This window comes from Mesoflavibacter zeaxanthinifaciens subsp. sabulilitoris, assembly GCF_014191595.1.
In the GTDB taxonomy this organism is placed as follows: Bacteria; Bacteroidota; Bacteroidia; order Flavobacteriales; family Flavobacteriaceae; genus Mesoflavibacter; species Mesoflavibacter zeaxanthinifaciens.
Genome location: NZ_JACHWV010000002.1, coordinates 79,423 through 99,183 on the forward strand (window position 1 = coordinate 79,423; position 19,761 = coordinate 99,183).

Consider the following 19,761-nt stretch of genomic DNA (forward strand, 5'->3'; position numbering starts at 1 on the left):
AATTAAAAATTTATTAGCAACACAAACCTGTAACATTTCTTAAATTTTACTGACTAATCAATAAAATATAAACCATGATTTTAACCACAACAAATACTATAGAAGGCTTTAAAATAATAGAATATAAAGGCATTGTAACTGGTACTTCTTTTGAAATGAAAACAAAGTTTTCTTTTAAAGTCGAAAAAAGTAAAGACATCACAAAAGCGGTAATTAACGAAGCAAAAGAACATGCGTTTCAAGAGTTACAAGACAATGCTAAAAATTTAAATGCTAATGCTGTAGTTGGAATTAGTTTTGATATAGAAACTGTAAATGGCTCTTATTTTTTTGTTTCAGTAGTTGGTACAGCAGTAAATGTTGCATAAATAATCATCGGTTCGAGTGATTTTTTAATATTTAAAAAATCATATCAAGAACAAAATATTTATAAAACTGTAACACTAATCAAAAAATAGACTCTTAATACAAACAAAACCTTCAAAATTATGAAATATTTACTGTCTATTTTAGCTTTAGTTTTTAGCTTAAATACCTTTGCACAAAACCCAAAAAGTCAGCATGTAGGTGACTTTACAACGGTTAAAGTTTTCGATTTAATAAAAGTAAGTCTAGTAAAATCTGACGAAAATAAAGTGATTATTACTGGTGAAGATGTAGACGATGTGGAAGTAGTAATTAAAAACGATATGTTAAAAATACGCATGGACATAGACCGTATTTTTGATGGTACAAAAACCTTTGTTGCAGTACATTATAAAGACATAAAAGTTATAGATGCTAATGAAGGATCTAAAATTGTAGGTAACGAGCTTATCACGCAAGACACGATCGAATTACGTGCCCAAGAAGGTGCAACAATTATTGCAGGATTAGATGTAAACACTGTAAATGTTAGAGCTGTAACTGGCGGAATTATAGAAACTAGAGGTAAAGCTAACACTCAAAATATTACATTAAATACAGGTGGAATTTACGAAGGACGAGATTTTCAAACTAAAAATACAAACATAAAAGTACGTGCTGCTGGAGAAGCAGAAGTGACCGCAAGCGATACTGTAGATGCACGTATTACTGCTGGTGGAGATATTGATATCTATGGTAATCCTAGAACCGTTACTAAAAAGAATACCTTTGGCGGATCAATTACAGTTAAAGATTAATAACTTAATTATAGAACAGTTAGGTTGAGTGTAGTCTAAACCTAAAAAATATAAAGCTTCAGTTTTAAATTGAAGCTTTTTTTATTTCTGTTAATAAGCATTCTATAATCAATAAATAATTTCTTTACTTTGTAAGACAATCCAGCTATACAACATGTTTGACGATATTCTTACTGCAATTCCTTTTGGTATCATACTTTCTTTTACTATTGGACCAGTATTTTTTGTTTTGTTAGAAACTGCTGCAACCAAAGGGTTTAAAAGTGCTTTAATATTTGATGCAGGAGTAATTCTAGCAGATATTTTATTTATTGTAGTTGCATTTTTTAGTACCGAAAAATTGGTAGGTAAAATTGAAAAAGATCCTAATTTTTTAATTTTTGGAGGTGTTTTATTAGCTATTTATGGCTTTATTTCATTTATAAAAACATCAAAATCGTTTAGAGAAATAGTAAGAGAGTATCATAAAGTAGAAATTAAAAAAGGTTACGGTAAATTATTTTTAAAAGGCTTTTTGCTTAACTTTATTAACATTGGTGTACTGTTAGGTTGGGTAGCTTTTATTGTAATTGCTAATTCTATAACCACGTCTAAAAATGGTGTAATAGTATTTATTAGTACCATGTTAATAACTTACTTTTTAGCAGATTTAGTAAAAATTACAGCTGCAAAAGCTTTAAAAAATAAGCTTACGCCAAGACTTATTTACAAGACTAAAAAGATTGTAGCTTTAGTAATATTAGGCTTTGGCGTGCTATTACTAGTCCAAGGTTTCTTCCCAAAAGAAAAAGAATTACTTAAAGAAAAAATAGAACAGATTAATCCTTTGGATTAGAATTTTAAAAAAAGCAACGTCACTTCGAGTGATTTGAGAGGTACGAACAAATTGTATCGAGACGTAGTTGCATTAAAAGTTCTCGATACAACACTCCTTTGTCGTGTCACTCGAACCGACGAAATTAATTATAAAAAAAAGAGCTACTTAAAAAGTAACTCTTTTTAGAGGCGTCTAGCGGATTCGAACCGCTGTACAAGGTTTTGCAGACCTCTGCCTAGCCACTCGGCCAAGACGCCAATTGTAATTGGACAGCAAATGTAAAAAAAATAAACTTTTTACACTATTTCTTGAAGTTTTTTCTTTTGTCACTCATAACAATTGTTACTTGCTCTACATCGCCACCAATTGGCGGATTTATTTTACTTACACTAACTGTTGCTTTTTTAATCATTTGATCTTCAGTAAAAATTCGGTTTAAAATACGTCGTGCAACATGCTCTAAAAGTGCGCTTGGTACTTTCATTTCTTCAAAAATAATTCTATTTAAAAACACGTAATCTACCGTATCTTTCAGTTGATCTGTCTTTGCACTGTGTTGTAAATTGGCTGTAATTTCCAAATCTACACGATAATCACTACCAATAGCAGTTTCTTCTTTTAAACAACCGTGATGCGCAAATACTCTAATATTTTCAACTTTAATTTTTCCCATTTCAATAAAATTTCAACAAAAATACCTAAAAATTATACGTGCTCTATTTTTAAAGGAAAGAACAATTCATTTCAACTAAAAAATAACTAATTTTACACTTTATTATTAAAGTAGATTAATAGCAGTAATCACTTAAAAATAAACCTAATTACATGTCTGAAGAAACAAAATCACTCAATTTTATTGAGCATATTATAGAAGAAGATTTAGCTAATGGATTAGCTAAGGATAAATTACGTTTTCGTTTTCCGCCAGAACCTAATGGCTATTTGCACATTGGTCATACCAAAGCTATTGGTATTAGTTTTGGTTTAGGATTAAAGTACAATGCGCCTGTTAATCTTAGATTTGACGATACTAACCCAGCAAAAGAAGAGCAAGAGTATGTAGATGCGATTAAAAAAGATGTGGCTTGGTTAGGCTACCAATGGGAAAATGAGCTGTATTCTTCAGATTATTTTCAACAATTATACGATTGGGCTGTACAATTAATAAAAGACGGAAAGGCGTATGTAGATAGTCAATCTTCTGAAGCGATGGCAGAACAAAAAGGAACACCAACACAACCTGGTGTAGATGGTCCTTATCGTAACCGATCTGTAGAAGAAAATTTAGACCTTTTTGAACGCATGAAAAATGGCGAATTCAACGAAGGTGAACATATTTTACGTGCAAAAATAGACATGCAACATCCTAATATGTTAATGCGTGATCCTATTATGTATCGTATTTTAAAGAAGCATCATCATCGTACTGGTAACGATTGGTGCATTTATCCAATGTACGATTGGACGCATGGCGAAAGCGATTATATAGAGCAAATTTCACACAGTTTATGTTCTTTAGAATTTAAACCGCATAGAGAGCTTTACGATTGGTTTAAAGAGCAAGTTTATGACTATGCTAAGGAAACCTATCCAATGCAGCCAAAACAGCGCGAATTTGCGCGTTTGAATCTGTCTTACACTATTATGAGTAAACGTAAGTTGCTTAAATTGGTAGAAGAGAAGGTAGTTTCGGGTTGGGACGATCCGCGTATGCCAACCATTTCTGGTTTACGACGTAGAGGTTATACACCAAATTCAATAAGACAATTTATAGAAAAAGTAGGTGTTGCAAAGCGTGAAAACGTGATTGATGTGGCGCTTTTAGAATTTTGTGTTCGTGAGGATTTAAACAAAACTGCACCACGTGTTATGGCGGTTTTAGATCCTTTAAAAGTGGTCATTACTAATTATCCAGACGATAAAGAAGAATGGTTAGAAGCCGAAAATAACCCAGAAGACGATAGTGCTGGATTTAGAAAAGTACCTTTTTCAAAAGAAATATATATTGAAAAAGAAGATTTTAAAGAAGAAGCAGGAAGTAAGTTTTTTAGATTAAAATTAGGTGGTGAAGTGCGTTTAAAAAATGCGTACATCATCAAAGCTGAAAGAGTTGTAAAAGATGCTGAAGGTAATATTACGGAAGTACATTGTACTTACGATACAGATACCTCTAAAAAAGTAAAAGGAACGTTACATTGGGTTTCTATTAAACATGCTGTAAAAGCTGAAGTTAGAGAATATGATAGACTGTTTATGGACGAAGCGCCAGACAGTCATGAAGGTAAAGATTTTATGGAATTTTTAAATCCAAATTCTTTAAACATCATCAATGCATTTGTTGAGCCAAGTTTAACAGAAGCTAAAGTAGGAGAGCAGTTTCAGTTTCAACGTTTAGGGTATTTTAATGTGGATGACGATTCTAAATCTGACGCTTTAGTATTTAATAAAACCGTTGGTTTACGTGATAGTTGGGCAAAACAAGCACCAAAACAAAACCAGAATCAGCCTCAAAAGCAAACTAATAATCGTCCTGCAATAGAGCAAATAAAGTCTTTTGGTAAAAAGTATGATAGACTACCAGATGATGCTAGAGCAAAAGCAAAAGCAGAAATCTTAGAATTAGCCAAAGACGTATCTTATGAAGATGTAGAGCCACTTTTTAATACTTCTAAAAAGAAAAGTGGTACGCGTATTATTACAATGATCACACTTGGTGTTTTACTTAAAAATGGCTTAGAAAAAAACGAAGCTATTAATGAGTTTATAAATACAGCATTAGAAGACAAAAACAAGTTGTTAGTAGAAGAAGCGCAACAGTTAGCTTAATATAAAACACAAACTAAAACCCGCTAAGTTTTACTTAGCGGGTTTTTATATATATAAATTTTAACAACCATTTAGTATATAATCTTTTGATTTATAAGTGATTTGAATTATTTTGAATGGATAACTTAAATCAAAAATAAAATGGACGCAATACAAGAATTATTAAGTAAAATTACAGCTAAGACAAGAGAAATAGAAGAAGATTATCCAGAGCTACAAAAGTATTTAGACGAGCAACGTATTACATTACCAAAGGATAATAACGAAACACATATTGATAAACAATCTTTAGAAGATTATCTAAATTCTTTACAAAGTTTGATAGATAATTATGAAAAAGAAAATAAATAAAAAAAGCCTCTTAATAGAGGCTTTTTTTGTGTTTACTATTTTAGATTTTATTCTTCTTCTTTTTTGCGTTTAGCTTCTTTCATAGCTTCACCAATTTGGTTACTTGCGGTAAAACTTGCAACCATTTCGTTTAGCATATTACTTCCAGCTTGTGGCGCATTTGGTAATAAGATTAAGTTACTATTAGTTTCTTCACCTAATGATTGTAGCGTATCGTAATGCTGCGTTACAACTATTAAAGCAGATGCTTCTTGACTATTAATACCAACACGGTTTAAAACTTCCACAGACTCTTCTAATCCACGTGCAATCTCGCGTCTTTGATCTGCAATACCTTGACCTTGTAAACGTTTACTTTCAGCTTCAGCTTTAGCTTTTTCAACAATTAAAATACGTTGTGCATCACCTTCATATTGTGCAGCAGTTTTTTCACGTTCTGCAGCATTAATACGGTTCATTGCAGCTTTTACTTGTGCATCAGGATCTATATCTGTTACAAGAGTTTTAATAATGTCAAATCCATAGTCTAACATCGCGTCGTTTAGCTCAGCTTTCACCGCTAATGCAATATCATCTTTTTTAACAAAAACGTCATCTAATTTCATCTTAGGTACTTCTGCACGTACCACATCAAATACATAACTTGTAATTTGCTCATGCGGATAATCTAACTTATAAAAGGCATCGTACACTTTTTGACTTAACACACGGTATTGTACAGAAACTTTAAGTCTAACAAATACATCGTCTAATGTTTTAGTTTCTACAATGACATCTAATTGCTGAATTTTTAAGCTTAATCGACCAGCAATTTTATCTATTAAAGGAATTTTTAAGTGAAGACCAGATTGTCTTATACTATGAAATTTACCAAAGCGTTCTATAATTACTGCAGTTTGTTGTTTAACAACAAAAAATGCTGAAATTAAAATGATTAGTCCTAAGACTACAATAGGAATTAAAAAAGGCATAATTAATGGTTTTTGGTTTTACTTTATTGATTACTAATTTAAGTTATATTTGTTCACTAATCTATATTATTAGTAATGAAAAAATTTAAACTTTATCTATTAGTAGCAATTTGTAGTCTATTTGTTACATTTTCTTTTGCACAAAGAAGTTCTTACAACATAAAAAACGGATTTGCTCTTGGTGGTGGATTGACTCAGTTTGATATTATTACTGATAATTTTGAAACTAAAAGTAATACAGGTTGGTTAGCACATATGTCTGCAACGGTAGATATTCCTCATAAATGGTACAATGTAAGTTATGGTATGCAATTATCTGAAAATAAGATGAGTGTAAACGGATTTGCATCTGCTTTAAGCAGCAATTTTGAGCCTATAGATTACAAGATTTTAACCGCTCAAGTTGCTTTTTTAGTACATGCAAAATTAGCAGGACCATATTTAACTTTAGATTTTGGACCAGTTTTACAGTACAATAGTGATTTAGAATTTGATGACGAAGGTCAAGAAGAATGGTTTGTTGCAGAGTTTGATAGTTTATTGGCTAAAGATTTTGTAGATATTACTAATTTTAATGTGAATGGTGCTGTTGGATTAACCGCAGGTTTTGAAAACTTTAAAATAAGAGGACAATATATCTATGGTTTTACTAATATACTTGGTGATTTAAATGATTCTAATGCTGCTAATTTTACTAATAAAAAATTTAAAGGAAATCAAAGCATGTTAACCATAGCTTTATTGATAACGTTTTAAAATTTATACCAAATAAATTAATAAAAAAAGCCTCTAAATATTAGAGGCTTTTTTGTTTATGTATTATTCTATTGTGTATCATAAAAAAATTCGTCAATTCGAGTGGATTTTACGATTGAAAATGAGTAAAATCAGTATCGAGAATAGAATTTTTTAATCCAAACAAGTTCTCGATACAATTTTTCGTTCCTCAAAATCACTCGAACTGACGTTTTATTATAAAATTGAAATCAAAATGTACAAAGGGTTTGATTAATATTTTAACCTATATTTTCAATTAAACTATCAATACGTTTAACAGTTTCGTTTTTACCAATCATGTACATGATGTCAAAAACATCTGGTCCTTGTAATGCACCAACTAAGGCTAAACGTAGTGGCATCATCACTTTACCAAAACCAATGTCGTTAGACGTAATCCAACCTTTTACATCGTTTTGAAGTGTTTCTACTTCAAAATTTTCAATGTTATTTATGATAGATTTTACTTCGGTCATTATAGATTTTGTATCGTCTTTAATGGCTTTTTTAAAAGCTTTTTCGTCATATTCTGTTGGAGCCACAAAGAAGAAATTACTTAAATCCCAAAAGTCGTTTACAAATGTTGCACGTTCTTTAATTAATCCAACAACCATTGATATGTAATTAACATCTATGTCCTTTAATGCTTCATGGTTTTGTTTAAACGCTTCAGCTAAATCATCATTATTTTGTTCTTGCATGTAATGGTGATTAAACCATTTAATTTTATCTGGATCAAAACGTGCTCCGGCTTTATTCACCTTAGATAAATCAAACGCTTCTATAAGTTCTTCTAAACTAAATATTTCTTGTTCTGTTCCAGGGTTCCATCCTAAAAAGGCTAAAAAGTTAACAACAGCTTCAGCAAAATATCCATCTTCTTTATAACCTTTTGAAACATCACCTTCTGGAGATATATATTCTAAAGGAAATACAGGAAATCCTAATTTATCGCCATCACGTTTACTTAATTTTCCTTTTCCTGTTGGTTTTAGGATTAACGGTAAATGAGCAAATTCTGGTGCTTCCCAACCAAAAGCATCGTATAATTGGTAATGTAAAGCAAGACTTGGTAGCCATTCTTCACCTCTAATAACGTGCGTAATTTCCATTAAATGGTCATCAACAATATTAGCTAGGTGATAGGTTGGCATTCCGTCTGCTTTAAACAAAACTTTATCATCTAAAATGTTGGTATCAATTTTAATATCACCACGAATAATATCTTTAAGATGAAGTGTTTGATCCTGCGGACTTTTAAATCGAATTACATAATCTTCACCAGCATCTAATTTAGCTTGCACGTCTTCCGCTCTAAGCGATAAAGAGTTGCTTAATTTTTCTCTGTTATGCCAATTGTAGATAAACGTTTTTCCTTTAGCTTCATGGTCTTTTCTGTGTGCATCAAGTGCTTCTGCAGTATCAAATGCGTAATAGGCATGACCACTTTTAATTAATTGATCGGCATATTGTTTGTATAAGTCTTTACGTTCACTTTGTCTGTATGGACCAAATTTTTCATTTTTATTTGGACCTTCATCAAACGGAATATTACACCAATTTAAACTATCTATAATGTATTGTTCTGCACCTTCTACATAACGGTTTTGGTCTGTATCTTCTATACGTAGCACAAAAGTACCGTTGTATTTTTTTGCAAATAAATAATTAAATAATGCGGTACGTACGCCGCCAATATGTAAAGGTCCTGTAGGACTTGGTGCAAAACGCACTCTAACTTGTTTTGACATTTCTTTTGGTTTGAAAGTGCAAAGATAGAATAGAGTAGAAGAAACACAAAGAACTATTTAAAAACAAGTTTTAAGCGCCTTTAACAGACATAAAAAAATAAAAACTGTATTTTAGTAAGTTAATTAAAACGATGGCTTTGAATAACTTCAATATCATACAAACCAAATTAGAACAATTTATTAGAAAATATTACACTAATGAGTTGATTAAAGGCGCTATCCTGTTTTTTAGTATTGGCTTGTTATATCTTATTATTACGTTACTAATTGAATATTTTCTGTGGTTAAATTCTGGTTTACGTACAGTTTTATTTTGGTTGTTTATTGCAGTTGAGGTTGGCTTGTTTATCAAATTTATTGCATTGCCTTTAGCCAAGTTATTTAAACTTCAAAAAGGTATTAACTATAAACAAGCATCGGCGATTATTGGTAATCATTTTCCTGAAGTTAATGATAAGTTACTTAATGTACTTCAACTAAAAGAAACTAACGATAACAGCGAATTACTTCTAGCCAGCATCGATCAAAAAGCTGAAGAATTAAGCCCAATTCCTTTCAATTTTGCGATTAATTTTAAACAAAACACTAAATATTTAAAATACGCCGTTATTCCTATTGCTATTTTATTATTTAGCTTTGTGTTAGGAAAAACTAATTGGTTTACAGATAGTTATAAAAGAGTAGTAAATTATCAAACTGCATATGAGCCGCCAGCACCTTTCAGTTTTTTTGTTATAAATGAAAGTTTGCAAACTGAAGAAAACAAAACCTTCAGGTTATTTGTACAAACCGAAGGAGATGTTGTTCCGGAAGATGCACAAATCAATTTTAACGATCAGTCTTATTTTTTGCAACAGCGTCAACCAAGTACTTTTGAGTATGTTTTTGAGCAACCAAAACAAGACATTACTTTTAATTTATCTGCTAATGGTGTTAACTCAAAACCATATACATTACATGTTGTAGAAGTCCCAACATTGTTAAATTTTCAGATGGTTTTAAATTATCCAAACTATACCAACAAACGTAACGAAGTTTTAAAAGGTATTGGTAATGCAGTTGTACCACAAGGCACACAAATTACTTGGCAACTTAACACCAAAGCAACCGATCAAGTCGATTTAATTAGTATAGATACTTTAGCGTTTACTACAGAAGAAAATGGTGTTTTTAAAGCCTCTAAACGCGTTTATAATAATTTAGACTATAACATTAGCACAAGTAATAAAAACCTTAAAAATTACGAGAATTTAGCGTATAGTATTTCGGTTATTAAAGATCAATATCCAGAACTTAAAATTGAATCTAAAACAGATAGCTTAGACCAACAAACCTTGTATTTTAAAGGTCAAATTAGTGACGATTATGGCTTATCTAAATTACAATTAGTTTATTATCCATCAGAAAATGAAACCAATAAAATTGTAAAAAACATACCTATTTCATCTTCTAATTTTGATGAGTTTTTAACTGCTTTCCCAAATAATTTAGATATAGAAGCCGGTATACCTTACGAGTTGTATTTTGAAGTTTTTGATAACGATGCGGTAAATAAAAACAAAAGCACAAAAAGTTCTGTGTTTACATACAGAAAGCGTACTAAAGACGAAGAAGAACAAAAGCAACTTAACGAGCAAAACGAAACTATAAAAAATCTTAACAAATCTCTTGAAAATTTTCAAAAACAAGAACAACAACTTAAAGAGATTTCAAAAACGCAAAAAGAGAAAGCTCAACTTAATTATAACGATAAGAAGAAACTTCAAAATTTCTTGAAGCGTCAAAAGCAACAAGAAGACATGATGAAGCAATTCAACAAAAAGCTTCAAAATAATTTAGAAGAATTTCAAAAGGATAATCCAAAAGAAGATTTATTTAAAGAAAAGTTACAAGAGCGATTAAAAGATAACGAAGAGCAATTAAAAAAAGATGAAAAGCTACTTGAAGAATTAGAGAAACTTAAAGAAAAGTTTCAAAAAGAAGAGTTTACTGAGAAATTAGATAATCTTGCTAAACAAGCTAAAAACCAAAAGCGTAGTATGGAGCAATTATTAGAATTGACCAAACGCTACTACGTGTCCAAAAAGATGGAAAAAATTAGTGATGAGCTTGATAAATTAGCCAAAGAACAAGATAAATTAGCTAATCAAGATTCAGAAAAAAATACCAAAGAGAAGCAAGACGAACTAAATAAAAAGTTTGAAGACATCCAGAAACAACTTGAAGATTTAGAAAAAGAAAATGACGATTTAAAATCGCCTATGGATATACCTCGTAATAAAAATACAGAGGAAAACATTAAAGAAGATCAACAACAGGCAAGTGAAGATTTAGAAAAAAAAGAACAATCTACTGACCCAAAACAAAAGCAGGATAAACAAAATTCTGCAAAACAAAATCAAAAAAATGCAGCTCAAAAAATGAAACAGATGAGTATGAGTATGCAAATGCAAATGTCTTCAGGTAGTAAAAAACAATTGCAAGAAGATATAGAAATGCTTAGACAAATCATTGATAATTTAGTCGTATTTTCTTTTGATGAAGAAGACTTAATGAACAAGTTTAAAAGTATAGAAGTCAACCATAATGAATATGCTAAGTACTTAAAAAAGCAATACGATTTACGTACACATTTTGAGCATGTAGACGATAGTTTATTTGCAATTTCTTTAAGACAACCACAATTCTCAGAACAAATCAATAAAGAAATTAATGATGTGTATTTTAATATTGATAAAGCATTAGATCAGTTATCAGAAAATCAATTATATCAAGGTGTATCTTCACAACAATATGCGTTAACGTCTGCTAATAATCTAGCTAATTTTTTAAGTGCTGCTTTAGATAATATGCAAAACCAAATGGGTATGCCATCTCCAGGTCAAGGAGAAGGCGATATGCCACTTCCAGATATTATAATAAGTCAAGAAGAATTGGCTAAAAAAATGGAAGAAGCAATGAAAAAAGGCGAAAAAGGTAAAGACGGACAACAAGGTCAGCAAGGCGAACAAAAGTCTGGCAAAGATGGAAAAAATGAAGGTGATCAGAAAGGAGAGAATGAAGGTAATCAAGGTAAAGAAGGAGATAAAGGAAACAAAGGAGAAAAAGGTAAAAACGGTAAAGAAGGCGGTAAAGATGGTGACGGACAAGGACAAGGCGGAAGTCTACAAGGAGAAGGAGACTTTAATGAACAGATGAATGCCGAATTATTCAAAATTTATCAAGAACAACAATTATTACGTCAACAACTAGAACAACGTTTAGAGAAAGATGGTTTAAGAGGAAATGGTGATGCTAAAAAACTTTTAAACGATATGGAAGATGTAGAATTAAAATTAATCAATGAAGGCTTTACTAATGAAACTTTAACTAAAATGATGGAATTAAAACATCAATTACTAAAGTTAGAAAACGCAACTTTTCAACAAGGACAAGATTCAAAACGTGAATCTGAAACCAATACCAAAACATTTTCTAATACAACTAACAATCAGATAGACAAAGCAAAACAATATTTTAATACTACCGAAATATTGAATAAACAAAGCTTACCTTTGCAGCAAATTTATAAGCAAAAAGTACAAGAATATTTCAAACAAAAAAATGATTAGTTTTAATTACGAAACCGATTTTAAGCTATTAGATGAAGCTAAAACTTCAAGTTGGATATCAAAAATTATAGAGCATCATAATTGCAAAAAAGAAGAAATAAGTTATGTGTTTTGTGATGACGAATATTTACATCGATTAAATGTTCAGTATTTAAATCACGATACCCTAACAGATATTATTAGTTTTGACTATTCAATAGGAAAAACTATATCTGGAGATATTTTTATTTCTGTTGAAAGGGTAGAAGATAACGCTAAATATTTTGATGTAGATTTTAATATAGAACTACATCGTGTAATCATACACGGTATTTTGCACTATTGTGGTTTTAAAGATAAGACCGAAGATGATGCCAAACTAATGCGCGCTAAAGAAGACGAAGCACTTTTCATGTTAAAAGAAATGTCATAGTTTGTTGTATATTTGCACGCCAAATTTAAGTCGAATTTTAAAAACGTTCCACGTGGAACAATCAAAATAATATGTTTAACGAAGTTTACGATGTAATAGTTGTTGGAGCAGGACATGCTGGTAGCGAAGCTGCAGCTGCAGCTGCTAATATGGGTAGTAAAACCTTATTAGTAACTATGAATTTACAAAACATTGCTCAAATGTCTTGTAATCCTGCTATGGGAGGAATTGCAAAAGGACAAATTGTAAGAGAGATAGATGCGCTTGGTGGCTATTCTGGTATTGTTAGTGACACATCTGCAATTCAATTTAAAATGTTGAACAAATCTAAAGGACCTGCAATGTGGAGTCCAAGGGTACAAAGCGATCGTATGCGCTTTGCAGAAGACTGGAGATTGATGTTAGAAAACACACCTAACTTAGATTTTTATCAAGAAATGGTTAGAGGTCTTTTAGTCAATAATGGTAAGGTTGAAGGTGTAGTTACGTCGCTTGGAATTGAAATAAAAGCAAAGTCTGTTGTACTAACTAACGGAACATTTTTAAATGGCTTAATTCATATTGGAGATAAAAATTTTGGTGGTGGTAGAGCAGGAGAAAAAGCAGCAACAGGTATTACAGAACAACTAGTTGATTTAGGTTTTGAATCCGGTAGAATGAAAACCGGAACGCCTCCAAGAGTTGATGGAAGATCTTTAGACTTTTCTAAAATGATTGAACAACCTGGTGATGAAAATCCTGATAAATTTTCTTATTTAGATATCACAAAACCGTTAACTCAACAACGTAGTTGTCATCTTGCTTATACAAGTGAAAAAGTACATGATTTATTAAGAGGTGGTTTTGATCGTTCACCAATGTTCAATGGTCGTATAAAAAGTTTAGGACCTAGATATTGTCCTTCTATTGAAGATAAAATTAACCGTTTTGCAGATAAAGATAGACATCAATTATTTGTAGAACCTGAAGGTTGGAATACTGTCGAATATTATATAAATGGCTTTTCAACTTCATTACCAGAAGATGTACAATTTAAAGCTCTACGCTCTGTAGAAGGGTTTGAAAATGTCAAATTCTTTAGACCTGGTTATGCTATAGAGTATGATTATTTTCCGCCTACACAATTAAAGCATACTTTAGAAACTAAGTTAGTAGAAGGATTATATTTTGCCGGTCAAATTAACGGAACAACGGGTTACGAAGAAGCAGCTTCTCAAGGTTTAATGGCGGGTATCAATGCAGCGTTAAAAGTTCAAGAAAGAGATGAATTTATCTTAAAAAGAGACGAAGCTTACATAGGTGTTTTAATTGACGATTTAATTACTAAAGGAACAAAAGAACCGTATCGTATGTTTACCTCTCGCGCAGAATACAGGACGTTATTACGTCAAGATAATGCCGATTTAAGATTAACACCAAAAGGATATGAGCTTGGTTTAGCATCTGAAAAACGTTTGAAACGTATGGAAGAAAAACATGAACAAGCAGAAAAGTTTGTAGAGTTTTTTCAAAATACTAGTGTGACTACAGGAGAAATAAATCCGATTTTAGAGTCTAAAAATTCTTCATTAATGAAACAGCAAGATAAGATGTTTAAGATTTTTGCTAGACCAAATATTGATATTGAAGATATGAAAAAAATCGAGTCTGTTTCAAATTACATCGAAGAACATAATCTAGATAATGAGATTATAGAACAGACCGAAATACAAGTAAAATATTCAGGATATATAGCTAAAGAAAAAAATAACGCAGATAAACTAACGCGTCTAGAAAATATCAGAATACCAGATAATTTTGATTACTCAAAACTTAAATCGATGAGTATGGAAGCACGTGAAAAATTAAATAAAATTCAACCTGTAACCATATCTCAAGCATCAAGAGTAAGTGGTGTTTCTCCTGCAGATATTTCTGTTTTATTGGTGTATTTGGGACGATAAATTTTAAACGTTCCACGTGGAACGTTTATTTTTTTTAGTTTCAATTCTTCCCTTTTTTTTGATTAGATTTTAATTTATGAGTAAAGAAAAAACACAATTATATATAAAAGATCATTCCGTTTCTGGTGAAATGTTTCAATTAAAGGAGAATGAAAAATATGGTTTTTTAGAGACTTTTCCTCAACCAAAAACTAATCAACTTTCAGAATATTATAAAACGGAAGATTACATTTCTCACACAGATGCAAAACGAAATTGGTTTGAAAAAGCATATCATTTAGTTAGACGTTTTTCTTTAAAACAAAAACTAAAACTAATCAATGGTTTTAAAACCGAAACAAAAACACTTTTAGATGTAGGTTGCGGTACAGGAGATTTTTTAAAAACAGCTAAAGACAATAATTGGATAGTTTCTGGAATCGAACCAAATGCAGAAGCAAGAACAATAGCAAATCAAAAAACAGAAAACGCAGTTTTTGATATCGAACAGTTAAATAATTTTGAATCTAATAGTTTTGATGTAATTACACTTTGGCATGTTTTAGAACATCTTCCAGATTTAGAATATCAAATTTCAATATTAAAAAAACTTTTAAAACCTAAAGGTAGGTTAGTGGTAGCTGTACCAAATTATAAAAGTTTTGATGCAAACTATTATAATCAGTTTTGGGCAGCTTATGATGTGCCAAGACATTTATGGCATTTTGATCAAAATTCAATATCAAAATTATTTGCTTCTATTGATATGGAAATAGAACAACTTAAACCAATGCTATTTGATGCATTTTATGTTAGCTTACTTTCTGAACAATATAAATCTGGACGTAAAAATATTTTTAAAGGTTTTTATAACGGATTACGATCTAATTTAAATGCAAGTCGTACTAGTGAGTATTCTTCGCTAATTTATGTGCTTAAAAACAGTTAAAACTTATTTTAAAAAAGCATAAGGTTAATTTTTAGTCTTAAACAACAGATAACCTTACCTTTTTTAGAAAGTGTCTTAAATCGCTTTATTTGAAGTTGTTTTTCATAGCTAATAATTATTTTAAAATTAAATTAAAATAGATTTTGCTTATTAGTACAATATTTACATAAAATGTGTTTATCACTTTTTAATTTTTATACATTTGCGAAAATTCATTAAAACAAAAATTAAGATGAAAAAAATATTAGCGGTTTTATCTATTGCAATTTTTATTACTTCTTGTCAAAAACAGAAAATAGGATATGTTGACAACGGAAAAGTAATTAACGAAATGCAAGAGAAAGTTGATTTAGAAAAAAAATACGAAACAAAGCTTAATGCTTTTAATGCTAAAAAGGATAGTATAGGAAGAGCTTTTCAAATGGAAGCTCAAAAATTCCAGATGGAAGCTCAAAAAATGAGTCAATCTAAAGCTCAAGCTAAATATGAAGAGCTTGGTCAAAAACAGCAAATGTTGCAGCAACAATTTCAAATGGAGCAACAACAAATATCTAAACCTTATCAAGAAGAAATGGATTCTTTAATTACTAAGGTTAAGGATTATGTTAAAAAATACGGTAAAACAAATGGTTTTGATGTTATTTTAGGTACTGTAGAGTCTTCTCCAAGCGTTATGTATGCAAAAGATGAATATGACCTTACAGAAACAATTATAAAAGACTTAGATAATAATTACAAAAAGTAATTAAATATTTACTTATAAAAAAAGCGTTAGACTTCGGTTTAACGCTTTTTTTTATTTATAAACTGTTATTTATCAGTTGTTTTCATAGTTTTAATTATATTTATCGTGCTATTAATCATTTATAAAAGACTATGAGAAAATTGCTAACGCATTTAATCATTTTCTTTACTTTTTTTTATCAACTTAACGCTCAAGTTGCAACTTCATTTAAAACGGAAAAATCGTTTTATGTATATGGAGATGCAATGGTTATTGGTAATAATAGTTTAAGTAAAGAAAAAACCACACCATTTAATGAATCATCAATTGCTAACGATGATATACCAATGACATTTGTAGATGTTGATAATGATGATTCTACATTTAATTCTAGTTCTTCTTATATTCAACTTCCTGAAAATCAAAACAATATAGTTTATGCGGCACTTTATTGGACAGCAACGTATAGTTATATTAAAGGAGAAAGACGCTCTCAAAACGGGCAACATTTCTTCTCAGGAAAAAGACAGAAAAACCGTTCTTTAATAAGAAATATTAAATTAAAACTACCAAACCAATCTTATCAAACAATTACAGGAACAGTTATATTTGATGGCTATAAAAAAAGTGGTTTTCATCTAAATTCTCCTTACGCTTGTTATGCAGATGTAACTAGTTTATTACAAAATGCCGAAGAAAAAAATGGCGAAATTACAGTTGCAAACATACACGCTACAGAAGGTTTTGTTGCTGGTGGAAGCTCAGCAGGTTGGATGCTTTATATTGTTTATGAAGCACCAACCGAACAACCAAAATACATCACAACATTTAATGGTTTTGCTCATGTTGGTACAGAGCCTGTTGTTATAAATTTGAAAGATTTTAAATCTCCAGAACAAGGAGAAATAAATACAAATCTAACTTTAGCAACGTTAGAAGGTGATGCAGATATTACTGAAGACGAGTGTATAATAGCAAATCCTAATCTTAAAACAGCAATACGATTAAGTACAATAAACAGACAAGAAAAAAACTTTTTTAATAGCAGTATAGATAGTAATATTAAGCGTTTTCCGGATAGTAAAAACACCTTAGGCTTTGATATTGCACGTCTAGAAGTACCAAAAAATAAAGAAATAGTTATAGATAATAATACGGATAATGTAGAGCTACTTTTTAACACAAAAGAAGACCGGTTTTACTTGTTTTTTACTGCTTTTGAAACTGAAATCAGTAAATCTTTTTTCAATGAAATAGAAGTAAATTTACCCGAAAAAGCTATGGTTATAAAATCTACAACAAGAGAAGAAGAACAGCCAAAAGTAGTTGAGGAAAAAATAGAAATTAAAGCAGAAACAAAGATTAAATCAACAGTTGTAAATAATGAAGTTAAAGCAGAAAATGTTGTGCTTAAAAAACCAGAAGTTATCCAAGAACAAGAGGATAAAAATTCTTTAAGCCCAAAAGTAGCTACATCTGGTTACCAGCAACAACAAATAAAGCAAAGCAATGTTATTATTAGTTCTTCTACTTATGTTGAAGCTTTAAAGATTAAAGAAAAGCCTTTAGAAACTCAACAATTTAAACTTGTCTTAGAAAAAAATGCAGCAGAGATTGAAGGTGCTAAAAAAGGATATTACGTTATTACAAAGTTTTTTTCTTCACCTCAAAATGCTTTTAATTGGCAAAAAGACTTAAAAGAAAAAGGATATAATAGCGATTTTTTAATAGATGAAAAAAATAAACTTTACTATGTTTATATCTTTCATACAGAAAACTTTTATGATGCTTACATGCAACATAAATCGTATTTAGAACAAAATCTTTTTAAAGACAACTGGGTATTTAAGGTAAATATGACAGACTTTTAATCTATTGCATTAAATACAAAGCAAAAAGAGTAGGAATTAAATAGATAACAATAGTTCTTGCACCGTCATAATCTTTAGCTACACGCTGCCCAAACAATAATAAAAGTAATGTAATAGCGCTTAAAATAGCAGCATAAAACCCTAAAGTAGAGTTATCATTAACTATAAGTTGGTATATACCTAAAACTGCCAAAATACCAGCAATAACTTCTATTATTAAGATAATGGCAACGTTAATTTCTACTATCTTTCCCATAAAAGTTTTAGAAAAATGTTCTTTTAACCAACCAATATTTCCTTTCCAATCTAAAATTTTATCTAATCCAGATTGTAAAAAAGTGATGGCTAAAAAAAGTAATAAAATTATTTCGGTAATGTGGTCTAAAATAGAAATCATAGTTAATTAGTTTATATTTAAAGATATTAAAATTATAAAGGAAATTTTAGCTTAAAACTACTCTTGCTTAGCGTGTAAAAGTCTAGTTAATTTTATAGATAAATCAGTTAAAATTATTTTAGAGTTACCGTTACGTTCTATATGATAAATTGCATCTTGTAACTCGTTAGAAATATCTAAAATATTGTTATTGTGCACAAAAGGAGCAAATTTTGACAAGTCAAATTTTTCAGCTTTAGCTTCAAAAAACACCAAATCCTCAGCACCGTAATTAAGCAGTAAGGCTTGTCTAAAAAAGTCTAAACAGAAGTTTAAAAATTGCTTTTGTGTCTCTCTACCTGTTTTTGCAATTTCTTCGCTCCAACCAATTAAATCGTGTATTGCAGCTTTGTTTCCTTTAGCTTTAAAAGCAGATCTAATCCAAAATATAAACCATTTTTCAAACTGAGTGTCTTCGCTATCATGATAGACTAAATCGCATGCTTTGTTATAATTACCTTCGGCTTGATGTGCAATTTTAGTAGCATCAGCTTCATTAATATCAAACTGTTTTATCAATCCGTTTTTTATATCTTCTTCTGCTAATGGCGGAAAATGTATAATTTGGCAACGTGATCTAATGGTATTTATAATTTGCTCTTCGTCTTCGGCAATTAATAAAAAAATAGTCTTATTTGGCGGTTCTTCAATTAACTTAAGAAGCTTATTAGCTGCTTGCGTGTTAAGCTTTTCTGCCATCCAAATTAGCATAATTTTATAGCCACCTTCATAAGCTTTAAGGCTAAGAGATTTAACTATATCTTGGGCTTCATCTACACCAATTTGTCCTTGTTTATTATCTACACCTAAAAGTCTGTACCAGTCAAATAAATTTCCGTAAGGTTGTTGGGTTAGTAATTGCCTCCATTCTTCTAAAAAAGCACTGCTAACTGGATGTTTTTTTACCTTATCTGTTGTAGTTACCGGGAAGGCAAAATGTAAATCTGGATGCGAATAATTATTAAACTTTAAGTTGCAAGCTTGATTATTACCATCGTTTTCTGCATTGCTGTTACCACACAAAATGTATTGTGCATAGGCAATAGCCATAGGTAATGTACCAGACCCTTCTGGTCCTATAAATAACTGTGCATGTGGTATACGACCATGGTCAGCACTAGTTGTAAGGTGTTTTTTTATATGTTGAAGTCCTAAAATATCACTAAAAAGCATAAAGCAA

17 protein-coding genes and 1 tRNA gene are annotated in these 19,761 nt (G+C 30.5%); 12 read left to right on the top strand and 6 right to left on the bottom strand.

Annotated features, from left to right (window positions below):
* The first annotated feature begins 74 nt into the window (after positions 1 to 74).
* The 3 genes from FHS04_RS03135 to FHS04_RS03145 all read left to right on the top strand — a co-directional run bounded on the left by FHS04_RS03135 (position 75) and on the right by FHS04_RS03145 (position 1,998).
* Positions 75 to 368 (top strand): heavy metal-binding domain-containing protein, encoded by a 294-nt coding sequence (locus tag FHS04_RS03135; RefSeq protein ID WP_106680813.1) that lies wholly within the window; start codon positions 75 to 77, stop codon positions 366 to 368.
* 120 nt (positions 369 to 488) lie between these two features.
* Entirely contained in the window at positions 489 to 1,163 is a 675-nt protein-coding gene (locus tag FHS04_RS03140; protein WP_106680811.1) for a head GIN domain-containing protein, read from the top strand.
* 154 nt (positions 1,164 to 1,317) lie between these two features.
* The gene (locus FHS04_RS03145; protein ID WP_027879347.1) at positions 1,318 to 1,998 is read left to right on the top strand and encodes a LysE family translocator; all 681 of its coding nucleotides are present in this window, start codon (positions 1,318 to 1,320) and stop codon (positions 1,996 to 1,998) included.
* 168 nt (positions 1,999 to 2,166) lie between these two features.
* On the opposite strand, the gene FHS04_RS03150 is transcribed toward FHS04_RS03145, so the two are convergent.
* Positions 2,167 to 2,237, bottom strand: a tRNA-Cys gene (locus FHS04_RS03150).
* Between the two features lie 44 nt (positions 2,238 to 2,281).
* On the bottom strand, positions 2,282 to 2,653 hold the full coding sequence (gene folB, locus FHS04_RS03155; RefSeq protein ID WP_106680808.1) for a dihydroneopterin aldolase: 372 nt from the start codon (positions 2,651 to 2,653) through the stop codon (positions 2,282 to 2,284).
* Between the two features lie 152 nt (positions 2,654 to 2,805).
* Between folB and FHS04_RS03160 the strand changes: the two genes are divergently transcribed.
* Together FHS04_RS03160 and FHS04_RS03165 are read left to right on the top strand one after the other, a co-directional pair.
* On the top strand, positions 2,806 to 4,806 hold the full coding sequence (locus FHS04_RS03160; RefSeq protein ID WP_106680806.1) for a glutamine--tRNA ligase/YqeY domain fusion protein: 2,001 nt from the start codon (positions 2,806 to 2,808) through the stop codon (positions 4,804 to 4,806).
* A 141-nt stretch (positions 4,807 to 4,947) separates the two neighbouring features.
* On the top strand, positions 4,948 to 5,157 hold the full coding sequence (locus FHS04_RS03165) for a hypothetical protein (RefSeq protein WP_027879344.1): 210 nt from the start codon (positions 4,948 to 4,950) through the stop codon (positions 5,155 to 5,157).
* Between the two features lie 47 nt (positions 5,158 to 5,204).
* On the opposite strand, the gene FHS04_RS03170 is transcribed toward FHS04_RS03165, so the two are convergent.
* Complete coding sequence (locus tag FHS04_RS03170; protein WP_027879343.1) at positions 5,205 to 6,128, bottom strand: SPFH domain-containing protein; 924 nt, start codon at positions 6,126 to 6,128, stop codon at positions 5,205 to 5,207.
* Positions 6,129 to 6,203: 75 nt separating this feature from the next.
* On the opposite strand from FHS04_RS03170, the gene FHS04_RS03175 reads away from it, so the two are divergent.
* Positions 6,204 to 6,884, top strand: a complete 681-nt coding sequence (locus FHS04_RS03175) for an outer membrane beta-barrel protein (RefSeq protein ID WP_106680803.1) — start codon at positions 6,204 to 6,206, stop codon at positions 6,882 to 6,884.
* 260 nt (positions 6,885 to 7,144) lie between these two features.
* Here FHS04_RS03175 and gltX read toward each other — a convergent pair whose 3' ends face one another.
* The gene (gene gltX / locus FHS04_RS03180; protein ID WP_106680800.1) at positions 7,145 to 8,656 is read right to left on the bottom strand and encodes a glutamate--tRNA ligase; all 1,512 of its coding nucleotides are present in this window, start codon (positions 8,654 to 8,656) and stop codon (positions 7,145 to 7,147) included.
* 131 nt (positions 8,657 to 8,787) lie between these two features.
* Here gltX and FHS04_RS03185 point away from each other — a divergent pair, with 131 nt between their 5' ends.
* The 6 genes from FHS04_RS03185 to FHS04_RS03210 all read left to right on the top strand — a co-directional run bounded on the left by FHS04_RS03185 (position 8,788) and on the right by FHS04_RS03210 (position 18,145).
* A complete protein-coding gene (locus tag FHS04_RS03185; RefSeq protein WP_260155818.1) occupies positions 8,788 to 12,267 on the top strand; it encodes a DUF4175 family protein in 3,480 nt (1,159 codons plus the stop codon).
* A complete protein-coding gene (gene ybeY / locus FHS04_RS03190) occupies positions 12,260 to 12,679 on the top strand; it encodes an rRNA maturation RNase YbeY (protein WP_106680797.1) in 420 nt (139 codons plus the stop codon). The genes FHS04_RS03185 and ybeY overlap by 8 nt, the downstream gene beginning before the upstream one ends.
* Positions 12,680 to 12,750: 71 nt before the next feature.
* On the top strand, positions 12,751 to 14,622 hold the full coding sequence (gene mnmG, locus FHS04_RS03195) for a tRNA uridine-5-carboxymethylaminomethyl(34) synthesis enzyme MnmG (RefSeq protein WP_106680795.1): 1,872 nt from the start codon (positions 12,751 to 12,753) through the stop codon (positions 14,620 to 14,622).
* 76 nt (positions 14,623 to 14,698) lie between these two features.
* Positions 14,699 to 15,550: a class I SAM-dependent methyltransferase gene (locus FHS04_RS03200; RefSeq protein WP_106680793.1), complete on the top strand. Its 852-nt coding sequence runs from the start codon at positions 14,699 to 14,701 to the stop codon at positions 15,548 to 15,550.
* A gap of 232 nt (positions 15,551 to 15,782) precedes the next feature.
* Positions 15,783 to 16,295: an OmpH family outer membrane protein gene (locus tag FHS04_RS03205; RefSeq protein WP_027879336.1), complete on the top strand. Its 513-nt coding sequence runs from the start codon at positions 15,783 to 15,785 to the stop codon at positions 16,293 to 16,295.
* Positions 16,296 to 16,426: 131 nt separating this feature from the next.
* Complete coding sequence (locus FHS04_RS03210; protein WP_106680791.1) at positions 16,427 to 18,145, top strand: hypothetical protein; 1,719 nt, start codon at positions 16,427 to 16,429, stop codon at positions 18,143 to 18,145.
* Position 18,146: 1 nt separating this feature from the next.
* On the opposite strand, the gene FHS04_RS03215 is transcribed toward FHS04_RS03210, so the two are convergent.
* Complete coding sequence (locus tag FHS04_RS03215) at positions 18,147 to 18,542, bottom strand: DoxX family membrane protein (protein WP_027879334.1); 396 nt, start codon at positions 18,540 to 18,542, stop codon at positions 18,147 to 18,149.
* A gap of 57 nt (positions 18,543 to 18,599) precedes the next feature.
* The gene (locus FHS04_RS03220; RefSeq protein WP_106680789.1) at positions 18,600 to 19,754 is read right to left on the bottom strand and encodes a DNA polymerase III subunit; all 1,155 of its coding nucleotides are present in this window, start codon (positions 19,752 to 19,754) and stop codon (positions 18,600 to 18,602) included.
* Between the last annotated feature and the right edge of the window lie 7 nt (positions 19,755 to 19,761).

What these genes read in the sequence shown, in the direction of transcription:
- FHS04_RS03145 (WP_027879347.1), top strand. Translation starts at nt 1,318, where the DNA reads ATGTTTGACGATATTCTTACTGCAATTCCTTTTGGTATCATACTTTCT.
- FHS04_RS03215 (WP_027879334.1), bottom strand. Translation starts at nt 18,542, where the DNA reads ATGATTTCTATTTTAGACCACATTACCGAAATAATTTTATTACTTTTT.
- FHS04_RS03210 (WP_106680791.1), top strand. Translation starts at nt 16,427, where the DNA reads ATGAGAAAATTGCTAACGCATTTAATCATTTTCTTTACTTTTTTTTAT.
- folB (WP_106680808.1), bottom strand. Translation starts at nt 2,653, where the DNA reads ATGGGAAAAATTAAAGTTGAAAATATTAGAGTATTTGCGCATCACGGT.
- FHS04_RS03135 (WP_106680813.1), top strand. Translation starts at nt 75, where the DNA reads ATGATTTTAACCACAACAAATACTATAGAAGGCTTTAAAATAATAGAA.
- FHS04_RS03220 (WP_106680789.1), bottom strand. Translation starts at nt 19,754, where the DNA reads ATGCTTTTTAGTGATATTTTAGGACTTCAACATATAAAAAAACACCTT.
- mnmG (WP_106680795.1), top strand. Translation starts at nt 12,751, where the DNA reads ATGTTTAACGAAGTTTACGATGTAATAGTTGTTGGAGCAGGACATGCT.
- FHS04_RS03185 (WP_260155818.1), top strand. Translation starts at nt 8,788, where the DNA reads ATGGCTTTGAATAACTTCAATATCATACAAACCAAATTAGAACAATTT.
- FHS04_RS03200 (WP_106680793.1), top strand. Translation starts at nt 14,699, where the DNA reads ATGAGTAAAGAAAAAACACAATTATATATAAAAGATCATTCCGTTTCT.
- FHS04_RS03205 (WP_027879336.1), top strand. Translation starts at nt 15,783, where the DNA reads ATGAAAAAAATATTAGCGGTTTTATCTATTGCAATTTTTATTACTTCT.
- FHS04_RS03175 (WP_106680803.1), top strand. Translation starts at nt 6,204, where the DNA reads ATGAAAAAATTTAAACTTTATCTATTAGTAGCAATTTGTAGTCTATTT.
- FHS04_RS03165 (WP_027879344.1), top strand. Translation starts at nt 4,948, where the DNA reads ATGGACGCAATACAAGAATTATTAAGTAAAATTACAGCTAAGACAAGA.
- FHS04_RS03160 (WP_106680806.1), top strand. Translation starts at nt 2,806, where the DNA reads ATGTCTGAAGAAACAAAATCACTCAATTTTATTGAGCATATTATAGAA.
- gltX (WP_106680800.1), bottom strand. Translation starts at nt 8,656, where the DNA reads ATGTCAAAACAAGTTAGAGTGCGTTTTGCACCAAGTCCTACAGGACCT.
- ybeY (WP_106680797.1), top strand. Translation starts at nt 12,260, where the DNA reads ATGATTAGTTTTAATTACGAAACCGATTTTAAGCTATTAGATGAAGCT.
- FHS04_RS03170 (WP_027879343.1), bottom strand. Translation starts at nt 6,128, where the DNA reads ATGCCTTTTTTAATTCCTATTGTAGTCTTAGGACTAATCATTTTAATT.
- FHS04_RS03140 (WP_106680811.1), top strand. Translation starts at nt 489, where the DNA reads ATGAAATATTTACTGTCTATTTTAGCTTTAGTTTTTAGCTTAAATACC.